Source organism: Kitasatospora sp. NPDC001683 (assembly GCF_053596495.1).
Window position 1 is genome coordinate 86,514 of record NZ_JBSFGK010000006.1, and the last position, 15,946, is coordinate 102,459.

The following is a 15,946-nucleotide window of genomic DNA, read 5'->3' on the forward strand; positions in this document are numbered from 1 at the left end:
GTTATTGGCGTTGCTGGCGGATCGCGGCGTCGCGGGCTCGCTTGCGTGCCGCGGCTGGGTCGTCGGTCACCTGTTGGGGCTCGTGCGCGGGGCTTTCCGCCGCGGTGGTCGACTGGGCTTCGGCTGCCTTGCGGCGGCCGTAGGCCAGCCAGGCGTGCGCGTCCATGCCGCTGCCGCTGTAGAACGCCAGGAGCAGGGCGTCCGCGTTGTCGGGTGAGCGGCCGATGCGCTTCTTCGTTTCGGCCTTCGGTTCGACGACGATTCGGCCGGCGGCGTCGGTTGAGTACTTCGGCGCGGTGAGCTGGGAGACGAGCCGTTCCCGGTCGTCCGGGTCGAGCTCGGACAGGTCCCAGCCGCGGTCTTCGGACAGCTGGCGGCCGATCTGCCACCAGATCTGGGATCGCAGTCGGGCGAACCGGGCGGGCTCGCTGCTGGCTTCGGACACGTTGACGCCGATGATCTCGGCGTCGTGCTCGCCGCGGGCCCGGCGTTCCCGCAGGGTCCCGACGATGCCCCAGCCGATGCCGATCGAGTCGACCTTCACTTTGACGGCTTTCGACTCGCGGATCGCCGCCACGATCGCATTCACGGACTTGGTGGGGTCCTTCTCGCGGCTGCGCCACTCCCTGCCGACCCGCATGCCGCGGCGCTCGCGGATGACGGTTTCGTCGCCGCCGGCGCCGAGGTCGACACCGAGCTCGACCGGCGCGAGGTCCGTGTACTTGAGCGCCTGCTCTGGCGGGAGCACGCAGGCCCGGATCGCGGACAGTCGGACGACGCCGTCCTCCGCATCGGACGGGAACTCGCCGAGGACTTTGGAGATGTACGTGGGGGACTGCTCGCCGAACTCGGCCCGCATGTCCGCTTCGTAGGCGCTGGAGACGAGCATGGGCCGCAGCTCGTCTGGAACGGGCTCGCTGGTGAAGTTCGGGGTGTCGAACGCCGAGATACGGATGACGTTCCACCGCTCGGTGTTGGCACATACCCGGGCGAATTGCGACCCGGGATCGTCGGGGTTGCCGATCGCGAGGATCCGGCAGTGCTCGCCCGTGGCGATGGCGTTCGCCGCGGTCCAGAACTGCTTGTTGATGCCGCAGGCCTCGTCGAGGATGACCAGGACGTATTTGGCGTGGATGCCCTGGAACGCGTGCGGGTTGTAGTCGCTCGGTTTGCGGCCGAAGGCGATGAGCCGCTTGCCGAGCTTCCAGTCGGTCTCGTTGATCCGCCCGGGCAGCGGGGTGCCGCGTGCGGCGGCGGTGGAGAACGCCGCGTTGATCTCGGACCACAGAATGGCTTTGACCTGGTCGCCGGTCGGGGCGGTGGTGACCACCCGGGCCTCACCAGGTGGGTGGATGTCCAACCACCACGCCGTCAATCGTGAGGCTACGAACGACTTGCCGACGCCGTGACAACTCTGCACGGCCGTCAGCCGGTTGTCCCTCACCGAGGAAGCGATCGCCACCTGCTTCGACCACAGGTGCTCGCCGAGCTTCTCCCTCGCCCACAGGGCAGGGTCTGCGGCGTACTCGTCGACTCGCGCGTGCTGCGCACCATGTTCTTCGAGCCTTTGAGCGGCGAGAGCGAGAGGGTCGGCCCGCACCGGCCACCTCCTCGCCGCCTACACGGAGCGCAGGTGCCGTGCCGCGATCTTCTTGGCCTCCGCTGCCTGGACGCCCGTGACACCGAGGTGCGCAAGAAGCGCATCGATCGCGCTGAGGACCCGATCGGCTTGGGCCTCAGAGATCGCCGCCAGCCTCGCTTCGATGTCGAGGCGGGCGATGGAGGACAGGACGGTGTTCGCCCGGTCCATGGCTCGTTCGTAGAGCTGGACTTCGGCGCGGAGTTGTTCGGCGCCGGCGTGTCCCTCGTAGCGGATCTCGTCACCGATGCGATTGACCAGGGCGGCGGTGGCGGTCTGCCAGGCGACGACCTGGCCGGCGAGCTGCATGAGGGCTGTGAGTGGGTCGTCGACCGGTTGGACGTCGAGTTCGGCGAGCACGGCCCGGACCTCCCGTTCGGCGGCCTCTTTAGCTGCCTTGACTCGCTGGCCTGGGGTGTTCCCGCCGTGCAACTTGCACGTGCCAGTACCGGGGTGGTCGGTGCCCCAGCCAGCAGGCAGGCCGCAGTGCTCGGCGGACTCCTCTTGCCGGGTGGCCGCCCCGCAGACCGGCTTGTTGCCTTTGGCCATGGTCAGACCGTCGGGCTGGGCTTCTCGACCTGCTCGGCTACAGCCTTGGCGTCGGCAACGGCCTCAGCACCCATGGCCTTGGCCTCCTGCGCGACGTCCTCGCCGATGGAAGCGGCGTCGGCCTTGACCTCGGCGACGACGGGGCCCGCAGTCACGGCGATGTGCCGGGCGTCGGCGCCGACCTCCGTGGTGAGGGCGGCCTCGTCGCCACGCAGGCGGGCCCACAGCTGGTGGGCCTCGTCGGCGAGGTGGTGGCCCTCCTCGCGGAGCTTGGCGGCAAGGGCGTGGAAGTCGTCGGCGATGGACATGGGGTTCTCCTTGCGATGAGGGCAGTTGTCAGCGCGGGTCGGGGATGAACTCGGCGGGTACGGGCGCGGTCAGGCGGTCGGTGCGTCGCGCCCGGCAGGGCGGGCCGTCGTGCCACCAGCGGCGTTCGCCGAGCCAGGCGGCGCGTCCGCAGCGGGAGCAAGTGCCGGGGATCGGATCCCATTCGTCCGGGGCCGTGAACGGGGCGTCGAGGGCGCGCCACGTCTTGGGGTCCAAGGTCACCTCCGAGCGGGGCCCGCGGCCTGGCGGATGGTGGGGCCAGGCCGCGGGACTGGGGCCCGCCGCCCTCAGGGCGGGCCGTCCCCGCCGGCCGGCTCGCGCGGGCGGCACACGGCGGGGAGTTCAGGGGGTCAAGCAGCCTGCGCCCGGGCGGTGCGCATCTCGGCTTCGACCTGCAGCACTTCGGCGGCCCGGTAACGGGGCCTGGATGCGTGGGGGTTGACCGGGCGGAGTTTGCCGCGGTGCGCCCAGATGCGGATCCGGCCGGGCGGGACCCGGGCGGCTTCGGCGGCCTGCTGGGTGGTCCAGGTGAGGGTGCGGAGGTCGGCGTCGAGGTGGATCACGGCGGCGGCCTCTCCTCCGGGAATGACGAAGGCCCCGTGCTGCGTGGGGCAGCCGGGGCCTAGTCGAAGACATGGGGGTACGGGCAAAAGTGTTACACCGATTTCGAAAAGGTCAAGCCGCGTTCCGGTTCGGTGCGTTCGCGGCGACCTCGCCGGCCCAGTCCTGGTACTCGGCGGGGGTCATCAGCAGCCCACAGTTTCGGCACTCGACGTAGTCGGCGCCGTCGGCGTATGCGAGGGCCCGCCAGTCGCAGCGCTTGCACGGCGCGGCTTTCTGCTCCATGCGGTTGTCGCGGGCGGTGAATCGTTTCGCCGTCCGCGCGTAGTGCCGAATCTGGGCCGCCGGGTTGCCACTCTGCCGCTCGTGAGTCTCACCGGCCGCGGGGTGGTGTTCGAGGATCCAGTCGAGATGGGCGGCCAGGAACCGGACGGTCGCTGTGATGGTGGCGCCTTCGCGGACCGCGGCTGGGCGTGGGGCGAGGCCGCGCAGTTCACGGACGTCGTCCTCGATCTCGGTGAGCCCGCCGAGGATGTGGTCGACCAGGAGGCGGGACGCCTGCCCGGGCCAAGGTGCGACGCCTGCGGGACGGCTGGTGATGACGTCCGCAGGCCGGGCGGTGCCGTGAACCGCCTCTAGCTGTATGGCGGCGAGGAGTTCGGGAAGTTCGACGAGGTCGGCCCGGGTGCGGTCCTGGCAGGTCTGGCAGTGGACGGGCTGACCCCAGGTGGGGGTGTAGTCGTGGGGGAGGCCGGTTTGTTCGGCGTCGCGCCAGGCGCGGTTGCACGGTCCGGGGCAGGGGGTGGGGGTGGTGTGCATGCTGGTCCTCCCGGGGCGGCGGGGTGATCAACCCAGTGTGGCACCGATCATGCAGGAGCCCCACCCGCGTTGTTGACGGGTGGGGCCTTGCTGCTACTCGGTCTCGGTGCCGGGGATGAAGAACTGCTCCGCGCGTCCTTCCTTCCGGACCTGGATCCCGTGAGTCAGCCAGACGTCGAGCGCCCGCCGGACAGTGTCGCGGGAGCCGAACGGGCCGTTGTTGACGAGGTCGTCCTTCGTCGCGTGGCCCTGCTCCTCGCAGAGCTTCGTGAACACGTAGAAGAGGTTGGGCCATTCGCCGCGTGGAACCGATTGCCCGTCGGGGTAGCGGAGGAGGTTCTGGTTCGAAGGCACCGGGCGGGGACTGCGAGGAGCGGTCGGCCTGTGGGTGGCGATGAAGTCGGCGACCGGACCATCCAGGGTGAACCACTCAGTGTTCTTGATCCGCACGTCAGCGAACCGTCGGTGCAGTGCCTTCTCCAAGTCCATGCCGCCGTGAAGCAAGAACACGATGTCGTCCTCGCGGAGAGCCAGAGCGCTGATCCGCTCCTTGAGGTTGGTCGAGTAGCCGATCTTCACTCGGGACCCATTCGCCAGGAAGTAGACGGCTCCGTCGTGGCGGCCGCCCAGGAATGCGGCTGGGGACAGGACCGTGGCCCTGCGGATGAGCTGCTCACCAGCAGGGCCGGACGGCGTGACCCCCCTTGCTGCGATGAAGGTCTGCGTTGCCTGGTGCACGACCTCGGCCAGGTGGCGCCGGCACAGCGGGACCGGCTTCACGATCACCGGCCCGGACGTGCACGGGGCTCCCCGGTCGGCCGCGAGGCAGTCGAGTCCGTTCATGATCACGCCGCCTTCAGGTGACTCGCGACGGCAAAGATCTTGGAGCGGTCCTCCGCCACTCCGACCTCGACCACCCAGCCGCGCGCCTTCCACGTCTGGACCGGGTCGGAGATGGAAGTCCGAGTGTTCAACCCAGTCAACCCGTCAGCGAGAAGTCCGTTGATGGTGACGCCGGATGCGCCGCGCCGGTCGATCGCCTGCCACAGCTCGACCCGGTTGTCCGGAATCCTGGTGCCGTCCGGGTATGCGGGTACTGACTTGAGGAACCGGCCGCCCGGGCCGCCGTTCGGCGGGGTGGGCCGCATGCCGGTCTTCGGGTGCAGCCGGGATGTGGCCAGGATCTGCGCGTCCGAGATCCAGTAGCAGCGGCCCTCGCGGGGCCTCTTGTGCGTCTTGTTGGAGATCATCAGCTTCCCGGGCTTGTCGAGGTCGTCGAGCGTCCAGCCAGCACCATAGGAGCCGGGCCCGAGGATCAGGTTGACGGTGATCGGCTCGTTCACGCCAAGGCCGATTCGCGTGCCGTACTGCTGCCGGGCATCGGTGCCCTGGCCCCCGAAGGCCTTCTCCGAGGGGGACTGGGTGGCCGCGATGATGCGAATGCCCAGGGCGCGGGCGACCTGGTTCAGGGAGAGCAGTTCCTTCACCAGATCGGGGGCCTGGCGGAACAGCTCGGCCAGCTCGTCGATGATCAGGTACCAGAACGGACCATGCCCCCACTCGGCGGAGTCCGTCGGCGCTTCCGGGTCGCCGGCCACCCACTTGCGCACCCGCTCGCCATCCGGGCCGGTGAGTGTCGCAAGGTACTTACCCCGCCGGATCATCTCCGCCTTGACGGTGGAGAAGACCTCGGCGGCCTGGTCGGCATCCTCGGCGAGCATCATCATCGTGCTCTCCCAGGGGCCGAGTTCCAGCGCGCCCGGCTTCATGTCGATGCCGAGGACCATCGCGTCGGAACAAGCCGCCAGGTTCCCGAGGATGGCGTTCTCGACACCGGACTTGCCAGCGTCAGTGGCACCACCGATCAGGATGTGATCTTTCGCCAGGTCGAGCAGGATCTCCTCGCCGTCCTCGAAGAGGCCGAGCGACATCGGCTCCTTCACAGTGGTGATGGAAGGGCCCGGCCAGGGGATCGGGTCCGCGAGCGCGTCATGCAGATCGACCTTCACGAGGAGCTGGTTGCCGCTTGGGCCCGTGCTGAGCCGAAGGCGACCGGACAGGCCCATGTTGTTGGACAGCTGCTCGCGCTGCGCCTTGACGGTGGCAGGGCTGGTGCTGCGCCCGGCTGGCAGGGTGACGAGCGCGGACCAGCCGTTGGCATCGGCGGTGTAGTTGTCGACTGCCAGTGGCGCGATGCCGAGTGCTGCCAGGGCGTCGCGAAGGTTCTGGGTTTCGCGGATGCCAACGGGGCTGTCTGCCAGTGCCAGGCCTTCTGCAGCCTCCAGCTCGGGGCTGCCAGTGCCAGGGGTGACGACTGCCAGCGCGGGAGCGTCAGCGCCAGCCGGGGTTGCCGCCAGCGCGCCAGGGGTGGCTGCGGGTGCCAGCTTGCGGCGGCGCTCCAGCAGCCACGGCCAGTAGAGGGTGTAGCTGCCAATGGCTGCCACAGCGGTGGTGACGAGGCCGGTGGCACCGGGACCGACGACGGCGTTGATGCCGGCCTCGGCGACCGCGGCGGCAGCCGTGCCGGTGCCGACGGCGAGCTTGGCGTGGCCCTTCTGGAGGGCCCAGCCGGTCGCGCTTCCAAGCGCGAGCGTGCCGAGGGTGTAGGCGAGGCCGACTCCCGGGGTGACACCGGCGAGGTGCTGCGCCCAGGCGAGTCCGGTGATGGTGGCGTGGGCGCCTGCGGGGGCGATCTCGTATCGGCGCCGGGTGCACCAGGTGCACAGCCGGGCGATGGTGGAGGGGGTTTGGCCTGCGGTTTCTGTCTTGACGGGACGCGACGTGACGCGGCCCTGCACGGCCGCCTGCGGGCCGTTCTCGGCGATTTCGGCGCGGATGGTCAACGTCACGTCACTGTCCTTAGGATGCGGCCCGGAGAGGCTTTTCGAGGTCGGTGTGGCCCGCCTTGATGGCGGCAGTGCGGAGCTGCTGGGCGCGGGAGCGGCCGACGCCGAGCTCGTCGGCGAGGGCCTGGTCGGAGGGGTTGCGGCCAAGCCGTTCGCGGAGCCCGCGGAAGGTGTCGGCGACCTCGTCGAGGTCGCGCTGCTCGCCGCTGGCAGAGGCCTTGGTGGCGGTGGCGCGCGGCTTGCTGGCAGGGGCTCCCGGAGCGTTGGCAGGGGCAGCGCTCTCGCTGGCGGCCGGGCCGGTCTCGTTGGCACTGGCAGCCTCGATGGGCTCCGGCAGCGGTTCGGGGCTGGCACTGGCAATCGGGGTGGCAGCGGGCGCGCTGGCACTGGCAGTTGCGGGGGTGGCAGCGCTGGCAGGCTCCAGGGTGGGCCTGGCAGTGCCAGGGCTGGCAGCCTTGCGGTGGCTGGCAGGTCGGCTGGCAACGCCGGTCTCGTAGCGGCTTGCCAGGGTGTCCCGCACGGGTGTGCCAAGGCGTGCCAGCCGCAGCGCGAGAATCTCGCGGTCGTCGGCCTCCTTCTTCCACTTGCGGCGGCCATGCCGGGTCTTGAGGGTGGCCCGCAGGACTTCGGCCTGGCGTTCCATCTCGACGACCTCGATGTAGGAGCGAATGCCCCACAGGCGCATGCGCCGCCAGATCCGGTAGGTCGGCCATGGAGCGAGGAACCAGCGGGAGACCGGCGGGTTCTCGTAGTGGGTGTCGGCGTGGAGCTTGGCGAGGCGGCCGACGGCGTGGCGGGCGGCTTCGACGACGATGGCGAAAAGAGCGGGGATGGCGGCGTGCATGGCAACGGCAAGGTCATCGCCCCATGCGGCTGCGGCATTGAAGGCGATGGTGGCGCCGGTGAGGGTCCACGCGGCCTGCCGGAGGAGGGGGTAGGGGATGCGGAGCCAGGTGAGGAGCAGGTCGAGCGCGAGGAGGACGCCGATACCGGCGTCGATGCCGATAGGGAACCAGGTGGCGAAGTCGCCGAAGTGCTTTTGCTCGGCGAGCTTGGCGACGGCCTGGTAGGAGCCAGCGAAGCCGATGCCGGCGATGGTGATGGCTCCGGCGAAGACGGCGCCGATCAGGCCCTTCTGGGGGCGGTTGAGGACGAGTCGGGGTGCCTCGGCCGGGGCGGCCGGCTGGTCGGGTGTGGCGGTCACGGCTGGGCTCCTTTACGTGGTTAGCGGTGGGCGGGTGGCTGGGCGGGGGCTACTTGGTGGGCGGTTTGGGTGAGGGCCCACAGGATGGCGGTGGTGGTGACGCGCAGTGCGAGGGCCGCGGTGAGGAGCAGTGCGGCGGCGGTGGCGCGGAGTTGCCGGTGGTGGCCGGCGAGGAGATCGGGGAGCCGGAGCCTGAGCGCGGCGGCGGCGAGGGCGAGGACCGCGTACTGGGTGAGGACCGCGGTGAGGAGGGTGGTGACCGCCGCCCCGGGGGTCAGGTTGGCGGTCAGCAGGGCGAGGGCCACGCTGATGGTGGTGAGTGCCTGTTGTTCGGATGGGGCGGCGGTGCGGGCCATGGTGGGCTCCGGTTAGTTGGTCCGGCGGTAGTAGGCGGACGTGACTATGGCGGCAAGGAGGGACAGACCGGCGAGGTGGGCAAGGCGGAGGGCTTCGCCGTTGGCGTCGCGCTGGGGCTTGATGAGGAAGATCAGGTAGTCGGTCATGTCGGCCCTTTCAGTTCAGGTCGTAGGGATCGTGGGCGTGCATGTGGGTGCCGTGGATGGTGGTGGAGACGTAGTCGCCACATCGGGCGCAGTCGCCGCTCATGTAGGCGTCAACTAGGCCTTTGCCTAGGTCACGGCGTTTGCTGGCTGGGTGGTAGACGGTGGCCATGTTGTGGAAGCCGTATGAGCCGCAGGGGCAGCGGAGTGCAAGGTCTTGGCCGGGCTCGACGGTGGTCATGGTGTCCTCGCTGAGCTCAGGCTGCGGCGTGCGCAGCAGAGTGGGACGTGGTGTTTCGGGTGGAGCCGCTCGCCAGGGACGGGACTCAGGAGAGTCCGCGGCGGAGAGTGCCGCAGTCCCGGCAGTGGTACTCGGTGAACCAGGGCCGCATGAGTTCCTTCTCGGCGTGGATGTCGGTACTGCCGCAATCGGGGCAGGTGGTGAAGTCGGCGTCGGCGTCGGTGTCGTGGGTGGCCCCCGTCAGGCGCGGGCTGCGGCTGAGCGCAGCAAGTGGTGGACGTCGTGCTGGGTGGTGCTGGGCTGGTCGTTCCAGGTGTCGACGTGCATGAAGTGGCCGGCGTAGCCGAGGGTGTTGCCGATCAGGAGGCGGGCTTGCCACGCGGTGGCGGCGTCGCCGTAGCCCGCCGCGAGAACCCGGATGTGGGCGCCGAGGACGCACACCGCGCCGGTGTCGTCCCACAGTTGGTGCTGGGTCCAGCCGTGTTGGCGGATGTAGCGGTCCATGAGCTGCAGGTGCTGGCGGGCAGTGACGTGGGTGACCGGCTGGCGGCGCAGGATCCGGTCAGTGAGCGTCCGGGTGGGTGCGGCCGGTGCCGCGTGCCACCACGGTTGGTTGTCGCCAGCGTTGGTGCCGGGTGTGGCCGGGCCCGGCAGGTGGGCGTCCGCGATGGCGCTGCGGAGCCGGGTACGCCAGGCGGGTTCGGGTGCGACGGTGGCGAGGTAGGCCTCGATCTCGCGGACCAGGAGGGGGCCGTACAGGTCCGGGTCGAGGTCGAGCGCGGCGGTGGCCATGTACGGCCTCCCTTCGAGGTCTAGCGGCCGGCAGGTTCGGGGCGATTGGCGAGCACGGTGGCGTTGATGCCGACGCTGTACCAGCGGGTCTCGGGGTCCCGGAACTCCACGTACGTCGCGCCGATGTGGACCGAGGACACGACGATCTGGCGGCCGTTCCACAAGACGGTGTCGCCGGCAGCTAGCTGGTCGGCGCGGATCTGCTTCACTGGTTCTCCTTTCATGGCGGTGCGCTCAGCGGGGTGCGATCTCGGCGGTGGCGGGGTCGAGGGTGACCTCGTGTCGCGCGGCGAGTTCGACGGCGACGATCCAGGCTTTCTCCCTGGCCAGCTCCTCGGTGAGGGCCCGGACCGGGATGACGTAGCGGCGGCTGTTCTCGGGGGATCCGGCGACACGGAAGGCGACCTGGTAGCCGTGCATGTCAGCTCCCGTGGTGGTTGCAGCGGCGGATGGTGATAGGCCCGTAGTCGGCGATGGAGGTGACGGTGCACCAGCAGGTCTCGCAGATGGCTCCGGCGACCGGCAGCGTCTCGGTGCTGTGGGCGACGCGGACAGGCTGGCCACAACAGGTGAGAGTGTCGTAGGCGTCAGCCGACAAGGCCGCGCCGTCGGTGAGCCGACTGATGGTCTGGTTCATGAGGCAACCCTTTCGTGCGTGGAGTGCGAGGTGTCGGCCTCCTCTGCCCGCAGGGCCGGGTAGGCGGCCAAGCGGTACTCGTCGAGCAGCTCGCCATCGCGGTGCAGGTCGACCGCGAGCGGCAGGCTGGCCTCCAGGTCGTCGGCCGCGGCACGCAGCCCCGCGATCACGGCAGCGACGTCGGGGCGCTGCGGAAGGGTGATGGTGGCTCGTCGGAACATCGTGTCCTCCTCGATGAAGCGGGCTATGCGGTGTCTCGCACGGCTCGGAAGCGGACAGGCCTCCCGTCAGGCGAACAGGGCGCCGGAAGGGCAAGGTCGTGCGCGGCGGTGGTGGCTACGCCGTCGGCCGGAGGGTCAGCTCGGTGACGTCGGCGACGTCGATGCCGTGCCGCTCGGCGACCCGGCCGGCGACCGTGCGCACCAGGACGGGGGCGTGAGTCGTGAGCGTGCCGCTGTAGATGGGCTCGCACTGGTCGGCGGGGGTGATGCAGTAGGTCCAGGTGCCGGGCGGCATGACGTCGTACGGATGGGCCAGGTCGTACATCTGGTCTCCTCGGCAGGGGTGCGAGGGGTGCGACATGTGCGGTGCGCTGCACCCCTCGCGGCTGGCGGGCGGTCAGGCCCGGGGTGAGCGGCCGGTGAGGAGCTGGCGCAGCGCGTCCATGCCGTACTCCTCGCCGACGATCTCGATGGTGTCCTCCAGGCCGTCCCGGCCGTCGAGGGTGCCGGTGCGGCCGGCTTCCTCCTCGGCGTCGCAGGCCTGGCTGAACAGGTCGTAGATCCGGGGCCAGTTGCTCATCTGTTCTCCTGTAGGTGTGGGTGGTCGAGGGTTTCGGGGACGGCTCAGGCCGCGAGGGCGGCGACGGTGGCCGGGTACTCATGCTCCAGGCGGCGCATGCGGGCGGCGTACTCCGGGGAGGCCTCGAAGCGGGCCAACGCCTCGTTCGCGGCGTAGCCCAGGAAGTCCGCCTCGATCTTCGCTTCCAGCAGGTTCTGGTCCGCCTGCGTGAACCGGGGTTCGAGGATGAACGGCCCGCACTCGCGCCACAGTGACCAGGACGGGGAGTTGCTGCCAGCCGCCAGCCACTGGCCCGCCAGCGGGCCGAACGACGAGCGGCGGTCGAACACGAAGCTGGCGTGGATGTTGGCCCGGATCGGTAGCGCCGCGTAGTACCTGATGCCGGGCTTCACGGTGTCTGCCCACTTGTTGTGCTCGCGGCGCATGTCGTCGAGTGCCCGCTGGGACGGGGAGCGATGGACGCTCGTGGCGGCCTTTCCGGCACGCGTGAGGAACTCACCGAGGCGCATAATGGGTACTCCTTCTACTCAGTTGGGTTGATAGGGCCCGGGGCGGCCGGCGTGCTTGGCGGCTTAGACGGCCGCCCCGGGGCGTAGTCAGTTGCTGCTGAGGCCGAGGCGGCGCGCGGCGGCGTTCAGGGCCCGGAGGGTGCGATCGGTGGCGTTGGGACCCGTGAACTCGGACTCGGTGACCGTGGCGACGGTGAGCGTCGCGGCGCTGTCGATGTCGCCTCGGTCCTTGGCGCTCTTGATGTCGAGGAATCGCTGCTCGTAGAAGCGGTCGTCCTCGGCGTCGTTTGTGCGGGCCATGCGGTTCCTCTCGGATTGGGGTCGGACTGCCACGGCGGCAGGATCGGGCTAGTTGAACGGGACAGGGCGAGTGTGGAAAGGGTCGTTCTCGCACTCCGAGGCCCAGCACTGGTGGGTCCAGCAGGTGTTTCGCTCGTCGGGGTGCATGCCGGCGTCCTCGGCGTCGTCGTCCCGCTTCAAAGCTGCGGCGAGCTTCTGCTCCATTCGGCTCCTCAGGTTCGTGCGGGGAGGTCAGGCGAAGAGCTGCTGAAAGAGGTGGCCTTCGCCCTTCTGGTGCTTGACGCTGCTGTAGTGCTGGACCTCGGCCGTGAACCGGCGGTTGGTCTCCCAACTGCGGTGGGCGTCTTCGATGTTGGTGGCAAGAATCGCGGCGGCGTCGGGGTCCTTGTTGATGAGGTCCTGCCGGTTGGCTTCCATGCGGCGCGCGTCGTCGAGTTCGAACGGCTCGCACTGCATCCGGTCGCGGCGGGTGATTCGGTCGAGGAGTCCCATGCCGGCGGCTTAGGCGGCCTGGACGCGGTAGACGTCGACCTGCCCGGCGGGCAGGTGCAGCTCCTGCTCGGCGAACGCGCAGATCTCCTCGTCACTGACCGGCCCGTACGTGTGGACCGGCTTGTACAGCGGGTCCTGACCGTCGGGGTGGCGCAGGATCAGGTAGGCGGGCTCGCCGAGGATCTTGTCGATCGCGGGCATAACGGGTTCCTTCCTGGTGAGTCGCGGCTGTCAGCCGCGGGTCTGCTCGACGTGATCCGAGGCAAAACGCCTCGCGTCGGCGAGGGCCGGGATGAAGCGGTCGCGACCCTCCTGCGTGAGGTGGTAGAGCCTCTCCAGGGCACGAGCGGCCCCACACGTGAGGCATTCGGCCCAGATGTCGACGACCTGGTCGGGCATCGTGCTGATGTACCGGGTGACAGCCACGTGGCTGCCGTCCCCGTACGCCCGGAACACCCCGTCGGTGTGCTCGGGGAGGCCATCGGGCCACTGCCACTTCTCGACCTCATGCGGCAGAGGCCACTCGTAGTTGCTGGACGGCATCTCAGGCCGCGGCCGGGTAGTAGTCGCCCGCGCCGAGCCGGTGGAGAAGCTCGGTGGCGTGCGCGTCGACCAGGTCCTCGTTCGCGTCGAGGACGGCGTTCACCGCGGCCTCACGCTGCGCCTGGGTGGCGTTGGCGGGCAGCCGGCCGAGGGCGATCTCGACGCTGGCGATGCCGTCGTAGCGCTCCTGCATGGTGGACATCGGATTCTCCTTTCAGGACTGGCTGTTACTGCGTTTGACCTCAGTCAGATGGGTGATTGCCGCACGGACCTCTGCGTCGAGAGCCCGGCGGACGTGCGGCGGTTCGTTGTAGCCGTCCGCGTAGGCGGTGTACGCCTTGTCGAGGCGAGCCTCAGCGGCCTGCAACTCGATGCTGGCGGGACCGCCGTCACTGGCGAGGATGATCGCGACCGGGTCGAACCCGGGATCCTCGAAGCTGGCGGTCACCTCTCGGCCAGCGGGGTGTCGAGGTTCGCCTTGTACAGGGCGGCCAGCTCACTGCCGTCCGTGGTCCGGGTGTTGAACCTGTCCGTGACCTCCTTGACGATGGCCTGGCACAGCGCGTCGTCGCCGGCGCGGCGGGCGGCACGGTAGGCGTCCGCGGTCTCGTGGGGCTCCATGGCGGGCTCCTTTCAGAGTTGAGCGGCCGCCTTACGGACCGCCTTGACGGTGTCGAGCGGGGAATCCTCCAGCGCGAAGACCTCCGCGCCGGGGAGAGCGGCCAGCATCCGAGCCGCGTGAGCAACACACCCGGAACCGTGAGACGGGGGCGTGCGGCAGGTGACGTGAGCGACCACCGGGCCGTCGCAGTCCGGCTGCGCCAGGCGGCTATGGTGTGCGGCAGCCCGCGCCGCGTCACAGAAGAGGCGGCTCACTCGGAGCCATCCTCGGCCTCCAAGAGGATGTCGAGATACGGAGTGCCGTCCGCGGCGGTCATGCCAGCGAGGAGCTCGGCGAGGTCCCGGCCGGTCGGGTCGTACAGGTCCAGCGGAACGACCTCGGCGTCGAACGGGTCCTCGAACCCGGCCATCAGCCAATGTCCAGCTGGGCCCGAGAACGTCCATTGCGCTGCGCCTTGAGCCGGTTCAGCTCGTTGCGCTGCCCGACGAGCTCGGCGTGGAGACGCTTCCGCTCACCCGGGTCGTGAGCCGCCTCAATGAATCGGCCGGCGGTGTCCAAGGCCTGGGCCTCCAGGACAGCGATCTGCTCGTCGAGGTTCACTGGGTCGGCTCCTGCGGCGGCGGGGTCGTGATCGGCTGGTGGCCGTAGCCGCCATTCGCCGAATAGTCACCCTTCGGATCGTCATTCGCGAGCACGATGTCCTCCTTGCAGATGGAGTGGCGCTGGCCGATGTCCGGCGCGCCGAACGCGGGGGTAGGGCGAGACGGCTGCGGGCCAGACTCGACAGGGTCGAGACCGTCCCACAGGCGGGGGTTGAGGCCGGCCATCAGGCGGCCTGGCTGAGGCGGAAGTCGTCCTCAAGTGCGATCACGTGGGCTTCGTCGATTTCGATCGATCCACGTACGTTGCGCTTGGGCTTGACCGCGCTGGGCTTTCTCTTTCGGGTGGCCGGGAGGGCGCCGTCGTCGACCCACCGGTAGACGGTGGACGGGCTGACGCCGAGGCGGTCGGCCACCTCCTTGACGGTGAGCACAGATGTCTCCGGAGGGGTTGTTTGGTGCCTTCCAACGCTTGAACCTTACCGCCTTACCGCTATGGACACAAGGGCGCAGCGCTATGCCGCTTCCCCGGTTAGGGCACAAGGGGCTACCTTTGAACGCACGAGCGAGGGCGAAGGGGTGTCGTGACCAGGGCAGATAGTCAGTGGGTAAGCAGTTCGACTGCCTACCTGCGACCGCAAACAGGACCCGACGCGTGGACGGTCGAAGCGGAGCAAGTGGGTGGCGTCGGCACCCAGGCCCTGCTGGTAGCGAATCTGGCGTCCCCGCCACAGCACATACGTCGAGGTCTCCGTCTCGGAGATGTCGATCAGGCCGTGCTTCGGCGCCGGCTCATCTCCCTTGATGGGCGCCCGGTGGAGCTAGCGGATTCCTGGTATCCAGCGCCAATCGCCGAGGGCACCGGCCTGGCGGAGCTTCGGAAGATTCGCGGTGGCGCGATACGGCTTCTGGCCGACCTGGGCCACCTGATCGCCCGCGTCACGGAAGACGTGGAGAGTCGCCTGGCGGCCAGCGAAGAGGCAAGTCTTCTAGAGCTGGACGAACAGGCCCCCGTGCTAGTCCTAACTCGCCTGGCGTACGACAAAGAAGACAGGCCGATCGAGGCCAGCGTGATGGTCACGCCAGGCAGTGAGCGGCGCCTCCGATACGAGATGAAGGTCGACTGACGTGGGACTGCGAAAGACTCCTGAGGATCGGCAGCGGGCTGTTGACGGAGACCTCCGGGCGGCGAGTCAGCGCATCGCTGCATACATCCGAGACAAGATCCTCTCTGGTGATATCAAGCCCGGAGAAGACATCTCCTCAACCAGTAGCCTCGTCGAGAAGTTCGACGCCTCCACGACTGCGGTGCAGAACGCTATGCGCACCTTGCGGGAAGAGGGTCTCATCACGAGCCAGAAGGGGCGGGCAACGACCGCCAGGGAGAGCCGGGTTAGGGTTGTGAGGCCGGCTGAATTCTTTGCTCCGGCTGAGCCTGGCCAGCCGTACCGCTGGATCGCCGAGGCCCAGAAGAAGGGCATGGCGGCCGCAAGCGAGCTGCTTGACGTCGAAGAGGTCGTTCCTCCGGCTTCCGTGGCAGAGGCATTGGGGATCGCGCAGGGCGAGACCGCCATGCTGCGTCGGCAGCTGCTGAAACTCGACGGTGAGCCGGCCGAGCTGGTGGAAAACTACTACCCGATCGAGATCGCGCGGGGCACTCCGATCGCGGAGGGGAAGAAGGTCAAGGGGGGAGTGCCGACCCTGCTCTCCGAACTGGGCTATCCCTTCCGGCGGTCGGTCGACCGAGTTTCAGCCCGCACCCCCACGCCGGACCAAGGCGTCCATCTCAAGATGCCGGTCGGTGAACTTCCTGTACTGCGTACATTTCGGACGGTGTACAGCGACAATGACAGGGTGATTGAGGTGACCGTCATGGCCAAGGCCAGCCACCTGTACGAGCTTGAGTACGAGGTCACGAGCGATCAACTTCCTCATTGAGTTCAGCGGTGACTCTTGGAGAGTCAC

At 69.0% G+C, this 15,946-nt stretch carries 33 protein-coding genes and 1 pseudogene; 2 read left to right on the forward strand and 32 right to left on the reverse strand.

Annotated features, from left to right (window positions below; translation table 11 throughout):
- Window position 1 precedes the first annotated feature (1 nt).
- From ACWCYO_RS04785 to ACWCYO_RS04940, 32 genes and pseudogenes are all read right to left on the reverse strand, one after another.
- Window positions 2-1,600, reverse strand: a complete 1,599-nt coding sequence (locus ACWCYO_RS04785; RefSeq protein WP_449783350.1) for a hypothetical protein — start codon at window positions 1,598-1,600, stop codon at window positions 2-4.
- An 18-nt stretch (window positions 1,601-1,618) separates the two neighbouring features.
- Window positions 1,619-2,188 carry a hypothetical protein gene (locus tag ACWCYO_RS04790; RefSeq protein WP_449783351.1) on the reverse strand — a complete coding sequence of 190 codons (570 nt, stop codon included), beginning with the start codon at window positions 2,186-2,188 and terminating at the stop codon, window positions 1,619-1,621.
- Between the two features lie 2 nt (window positions 2,189-2,190).
- Window positions 2,191-2,496 (reverse strand): hypothetical protein, encoded by a 306-nt coding sequence (locus ACWCYO_RS04795; protein ID WP_449783352.1) that lies wholly within the window; start codon window positions 2,494-2,496, stop codon window positions 2,191-2,193.
- 28 nt (window positions 2,497-2,524) lie between these two features.
- Window positions 2,525-2,731, reverse strand: coding sequence for a hypothetical protein (locus ACWCYO_RS04800; RefSeq protein ID WP_449783353.1), 207 nt, complete (start codon window positions 2,729-2,731; stop codon window positions 2,525-2,527).
- 134 nt (window positions 2,732-2,865) lie between these two features.
- Entirely contained in the window at window positions 2,866-3,078 is a 213-nt protein-coding gene (locus ACWCYO_RS04805) for a MerR family transcriptional regulator (protein WP_449783354.1), read from the reverse strand.
- A 112-nt stretch (window positions 3,079-3,190) separates the two neighbouring features.
- On the reverse strand, window positions 3,191-3,895 hold the full coding sequence (locus ACWCYO_RS04810; RefSeq protein ID WP_449783355.1) for a hypothetical protein: 705 nt from the start codon (window positions 3,893-3,895) through the stop codon (window positions 3,191-3,193).
- A gap of 93 nt (window positions 3,896-3,988) precedes the next feature.
- Window positions 3,989-4,738: a GIY-YIG nuclease family protein gene (locus tag ACWCYO_RS04815; RefSeq protein WP_449783356.1), complete on the reverse strand. Its 750-nt coding sequence runs from the start codon at window positions 4,736-4,738 to the stop codon at window positions 3,989-3,991.
- 2 nt (window positions 4,739-4,740) lie between these two features.
- Window positions 4,741-6,744 carry an FtsK/SpoIIIE domain-containing protein gene (locus ACWCYO_RS04820; protein WP_449783357.1) on the reverse strand — a complete coding sequence of 668 codons (2,004 nt, stop codon included), beginning with the start codon at window positions 6,742-6,744 and terminating at the stop codon, window positions 4,741-4,743.
- A 10-nt stretch (window positions 6,745-6,754) separates the two neighbouring features.
- Window positions 6,755-7,945, reverse strand: a complete 1,191-nt coding sequence (locus ACWCYO_RS04825) for a DUF2637 domain-containing protein (protein ID WP_449783358.1) — start codon at window positions 7,943-7,945, stop codon at window positions 6,755-6,757.
- Window positions 7,946-7,965: 20 nt separating this feature from the next.
- On the reverse strand, window positions 7,966-8,301 hold the full coding sequence (locus ACWCYO_RS04830) for a hypothetical protein (RefSeq protein ID WP_449783359.1): 336 nt from the start codon (window positions 8,299-8,301) through the stop codon (window positions 7,966-7,968).
- Window positions 8,302-8,313: 12 nt separating this feature from the next.
- Window positions 8,314-8,448 carry a hypothetical protein gene (locus ACWCYO_RS04835; RefSeq protein WP_449783360.1) on the reverse strand — a complete coding sequence of 45 codons (135 nt, stop codon included), beginning with the start codon at window positions 8,446-8,448 and terminating at the stop codon, window positions 8,314-8,316.
- Window positions 8,449-8,458: 10 nt separating this feature from the next.
- A complete protein-coding gene (locus ACWCYO_RS04840; RefSeq protein WP_449783361.1) occupies window positions 8,459-8,686 on the reverse strand; it encodes a hypothetical protein in 228 nt (75 codons plus the stop codon).
- A gap of 240 nt (window positions 8,687-8,926) precedes the next feature.
- Window positions 8,927-9,478 (reverse strand): DUF6197 family protein, encoded by a 552-nt coding sequence (locus ACWCYO_RS04845; protein ID WP_449783362.1) that lies wholly within the window; start codon window positions 9,476-9,478, stop codon window positions 8,927-8,929.
- A 20-nt stretch (window positions 9,479-9,498) separates the two neighbouring features.
- A complete protein-coding gene (locus ACWCYO_RS04850) occupies window positions 9,499-9,687 on the reverse strand; it encodes a hypothetical protein (RefSeq protein WP_449783363.1) in 189 nt (62 codons plus the stop codon).
- A gap of 25 nt (window positions 9,688-9,712) precedes the next feature.
- The gene (locus ACWCYO_RS04855) at window positions 9,713-9,898 is read right to left on the reverse strand and encodes a hypothetical protein (RefSeq protein ID WP_449783364.1); all 186 of its coding nucleotides are present in this window, start codon (window positions 9,896-9,898) and stop codon (window positions 9,713-9,715) included.
- A 1-nt stretch (window position 9,899) separates the two neighbouring features.
- On the reverse strand, window positions 9,900-10,115 hold the full coding sequence (locus ACWCYO_RS04860) for a hypothetical protein (protein WP_449783365.1): 216 nt from the start codon (window positions 10,113-10,115) through the stop codon (window positions 9,900-9,902).
- Window positions 10,112-10,336, reverse strand: a complete 225-nt coding sequence (locus ACWCYO_RS04865; protein WP_449783366.1) for a hypothetical protein — start codon at window positions 10,334-10,336, stop codon at window positions 10,112-10,114. Before ACWCYO_RS04865 ends, ACWCYO_RS04860 begins: the two co-directional genes overlap by 4 nt.
- A 115-nt stretch (window positions 10,337-10,451) precedes the next feature.
- Entirely contained in the window at window positions 10,452-10,661 is a 210-nt protein-coding gene (locus ACWCYO_RS04870) for a hypothetical protein (protein ID WP_449783367.1), read from the reverse strand.
- A 72-nt stretch (window positions 10,662-10,733) separates the two neighbouring features.
- Entirely contained in the window at window positions 10,734-10,916 is a 183-nt protein-coding gene (locus tag ACWCYO_RS04875; RefSeq protein WP_449783368.1) for a hypothetical protein, read from the reverse strand.
- 44 nt (window positions 10,917-10,960) lie between these two features.
- Window positions 10,961-11,425 (reverse strand): hypothetical protein, encoded by a 465-nt coding sequence (locus tag ACWCYO_RS04880; protein ID WP_449783369.1) that lies wholly within the window; start codon window positions 11,423-11,425, stop codon window positions 10,961-10,963.
- Between the two features lie 87 nt (window positions 11,426-11,512).
- Window positions 11,513-11,725 carry a hypothetical protein gene (locus tag ACWCYO_RS04885; protein ID WP_449783370.1) on the reverse strand — a complete coding sequence of 71 codons (213 nt, stop codon included), beginning with the start codon at window positions 11,723-11,725 and terminating at the stop codon, window positions 11,513-11,515.
- A 48-nt stretch (window positions 11,726-11,773) separates the two neighbouring features.
- Window positions 11,774-11,929, reverse strand: coding sequence for a hypothetical protein (locus ACWCYO_RS04890; RefSeq protein WP_449783371.1), 156 nt, complete (start codon window positions 11,927-11,929; stop codon window positions 11,774-11,776).
- Window positions 11,930-11,956: 27 nt separating this feature from the next.
- Window positions 11,957-12,217, reverse strand: a complete 261-nt coding sequence (locus ACWCYO_RS04895) for a hypothetical protein (RefSeq protein ID WP_449783372.1) — start codon at window positions 12,215-12,217, stop codon at window positions 11,957-11,959.
- Between the two features lie 9 nt (window positions 12,218-12,226).
- A complete protein-coding gene (locus tag ACWCYO_RS04900) occupies window positions 12,227-12,418 on the reverse strand; it encodes a hypothetical protein (RefSeq protein ID WP_449783373.1) in 192 nt (63 codons plus the stop codon).
- Between the two features lie 30 nt (window positions 12,419-12,448).
- Complete coding sequence (locus ACWCYO_RS04905) at window positions 12,449-12,760, reverse strand: hypothetical protein (protein WP_449783374.1); 312 nt, start codon at window positions 12,758-12,760, stop codon at window positions 12,449-12,451.
- A gap of 1 nt (window position 12,761) precedes the next feature.
- A complete protein-coding gene (locus tag ACWCYO_RS04910) occupies window positions 12,762-12,962 on the reverse strand; it encodes a hypothetical protein (protein WP_449783375.1) in 201 nt (66 codons plus the stop codon).
- A 12-nt stretch (window positions 12,963-12,974) separates the two neighbouring features.
- Entirely contained in the window at window positions 12,975-13,208 is a 234-nt protein-coding gene (locus ACWCYO_RS04915; protein ID WP_449783376.1) for a hypothetical protein, read from the reverse strand.
- Entirely contained in the window at window positions 13,205-13,381 is a 177-nt protein-coding gene (locus ACWCYO_RS04920; RefSeq protein ID WP_449783377.1) for a hypothetical protein, read from the reverse strand. Before ACWCYO_RS04920 ends, ACWCYO_RS04915 begins: the two co-directional genes overlap by 4 nt.
- Window positions 13,382-13,632: 251 nt before the next feature.
- Complete coding sequence (locus ACWCYO_RS04925; protein ID WP_449783378.1) at window positions 13,633-13,791, reverse strand: hypothetical protein; 159 nt, start codon at window positions 13,789-13,791, stop codon at window positions 13,633-13,635.
- Window positions 13,791-13,982, reverse strand: a complete 192-nt coding sequence (locus ACWCYO_RS04930) for a hypothetical protein (RefSeq protein ID WP_449783379.1) — start codon at window positions 13,980-13,982, stop codon at window positions 13,791-13,793. Before ACWCYO_RS04930 ends, ACWCYO_RS04925 begins: the two co-directional genes overlap by 1 nt.
- Window positions 13,979-14,209, reverse strand: coding sequence for a hypothetical protein (locus ACWCYO_RS04935; protein ID WP_449783380.1), 231 nt, complete (start codon window positions 14,207-14,209; stop codon window positions 13,979-13,981). The genes ACWCYO_RS04930 and ACWCYO_RS04935 overlap by 4 nt, the downstream gene beginning before the upstream one ends.
- Window positions 14,209-14,418 (reverse strand): annotated as a pseudogene (locus tag ACWCYO_RS04940) (helix-turn-helix domain-containing protein); the annotation flags it as partial. The gene ACWCYO_RS04935 and the pseudogene ACWCYO_RS04940, both read right to left, overlap by 1 nt.
- A 147-nt stretch (window positions 14,419-14,565) precedes the next feature.
- Here ACWCYO_RS04940 and ACWCYO_RS04945 point away from each other — a divergent pair.
- On the forward strand, window positions 14,566-15,108 hold the full coding sequence (locus tag ACWCYO_RS04945) for a UTRA domain-containing protein (RefSeq protein ID WP_449783381.1): 543 nt from the start codon (window positions 14,566-14,568) through the stop codon (window positions 15,106-15,108).
- Window position 15,109: 1 nt separating this feature from the next.
- Entirely contained in the window at window positions 15,110-15,919 is an 810-nt protein-coding gene (locus ACWCYO_RS04950; RefSeq protein ID WP_449783382.1) for a GntR family transcriptional regulator, read from the forward strand.
- Window positions 15,920-15,946: the final 27 nt, after the last annotated feature.

What these genes read in the sequence shown, in the direction of transcription:
- ACWCYO_RS04870 (WP_449783367.1), bottom strand. Translation starts at nt 10,661, where the DNA reads ATGTACGACCTGGCCCATCCGTACGACGTCATGCCGCCCGGCACCTGG.
- ACWCYO_RS04815 (WP_449783356.1), bottom strand. Translation starts at nt 4,738, where the DNA reads ATGAACGGACTCGACTGCCTCGCGGCCGACCGGGGAGCCCCGTGCACG.
- ACWCYO_RS04845 (WP_449783362.1), bottom strand. Translation starts at nt 9,478, where the DNA reads ATGGCCACCGCCGCGCTCGACCTCGACCCGGACCTGTACGGCCCCCTC.
- ACWCYO_RS04900 (WP_449783373.1), bottom strand. Translation starts at nt 12,418, where the DNA reads ATGCCCGCGATCGACAAGATCCTCGGCGAGCCCGCCTACCTGATCCTG.
- ACWCYO_RS04920 (WP_449783377.1), bottom strand. Translation starts at nt 13,381, where the DNA reads ATGGAGCCCCACGAGACCGCGGACGCCTACCGTGCCGCCCGCCGCGCC.
- ACWCYO_RS04855 (WP_449783364.1), bottom strand. Translation starts at nt 9,898, where the DNA reads ATGCACGGCTACCAGGTCGCCTTCCGTGTCGCCGGATCCCCCGAGAAC.
- ACWCYO_RS04810 (WP_449783355.1), bottom strand. Translation starts at nt 3,895, where the DNA reads ATGCACACCACCCCCACCCCCTGCCCCGGACCGTGCAACCGCGCCTGG.
- ACWCYO_RS04830 (WP_449783359.1), bottom strand. Translation starts at nt 8,301, where the DNA reads ATGGCCCGCACCGCCGCCCCATCCGAACAACAGGCACTCACCACCATC.
- ACWCYO_RS04935 (WP_449783380.1), bottom strand. Translation starts at nt 14,209, where the DNA reads ATGGCCGGCCTCAACCCCCGCCTGTGGGACGGTCTCGACCCTGTCGAG.
- ACWCYO_RS04890 (WP_449783371.1), bottom strand. Translation starts at nt 11,929, where the DNA reads ATGGAGCAGAAGCTCGCCGCAGCTTTGAAGCGGGACGACGACGCCGAG.
- ACWCYO_RS04885 (WP_449783370.1), bottom strand. Translation starts at nt 11,725, where the DNA reads ATGGCCCGCACAAACGACGCCGAGGACGACCGCTTCTACGAGCAGCGA.
- ACWCYO_RS04925 (WP_449783378.1), bottom strand. Translation starts at nt 13,791, where the DNA reads ATGGCCGGGTTCGAGGACCCGTTCGACGCCGAGGTCGTTCCGCTGGAC.
- ACWCYO_RS04790 (WP_449783351.1), bottom strand. Translation starts at nt 2,188, where the DNA reads ATGGCCAAAGGCAACAAGCCGGTCTGCGGGGCGGCCACCCGGCAAGAG.
- ACWCYO_RS04860 (WP_449783365.1), bottom strand. Translation starts at nt 10,115, where the DNA reads ATGAACCAGACCATCAGTCGGCTCACCGACGGCGCGGCCTTGTCGGCT.
- ACWCYO_RS04880 (WP_449783369.1), bottom strand. Translation starts at nt 11,425, where the DNA reads ATGCGCCTCGGTGAGTTCCTCACGCGTGCCGGAAAGGCCGCCACGAGC.
- ACWCYO_RS04895 (WP_449783372.1), bottom strand. Translation starts at nt 12,217, where the DNA reads ATGGGACTCCTCGACCGAATCACCCGCCGCGACCGGATGCAGTGCGAG.
- ACWCYO_RS04835 (WP_449783360.1), bottom strand. Translation starts at nt 8,448, where the DNA reads ATGACCGACTACCTGATCTTCCTCATCAAGCCCCAGCGCGACGCCAAC.
- ACWCYO_RS04865 (WP_449783366.1), bottom strand. Translation starts at nt 10,336, where the DNA reads ATGTTCCGACGAGCCACCATCACCCTTCCGCAGCGCCCCGACGTCGCT.
- ACWCYO_RS04875 (WP_449783368.1), bottom strand. Translation starts at nt 10,916, where the DNA reads ATGAGCAACTGGCCCCGGATCTACGACCTGTTCAGCCAGGCCTGCGAC.
- ACWCYO_RS04795 (WP_449783352.1), bottom strand. Translation starts at nt 2,496, where the DNA reads ATGTCCATCGCCGACGACTTCCACGCCCTTGCCGCCAAGCTCCGCGAG.
- ACWCYO_RS04840 (WP_449783361.1), bottom strand. Translation starts at nt 8,686, where the DNA reads ATGACCACCGTCGAGCCCGGCCAAGACCTTGCACTCCGCTGCCCCTGC.
- ACWCYO_RS04905 (WP_449783374.1), bottom strand. Translation starts at nt 12,760, where the DNA reads ATGCCGTCCAGCAACTACGAGTGGCCTCTGCCGCATGAGGTCGAGAAG.
- ACWCYO_RS04910 (WP_449783375.1), bottom strand. Translation starts at nt 12,962, where the DNA reads ATGTCCACCATGCAGGAGCGCTACGACGGCATCGCCAGCGTCGAGATC.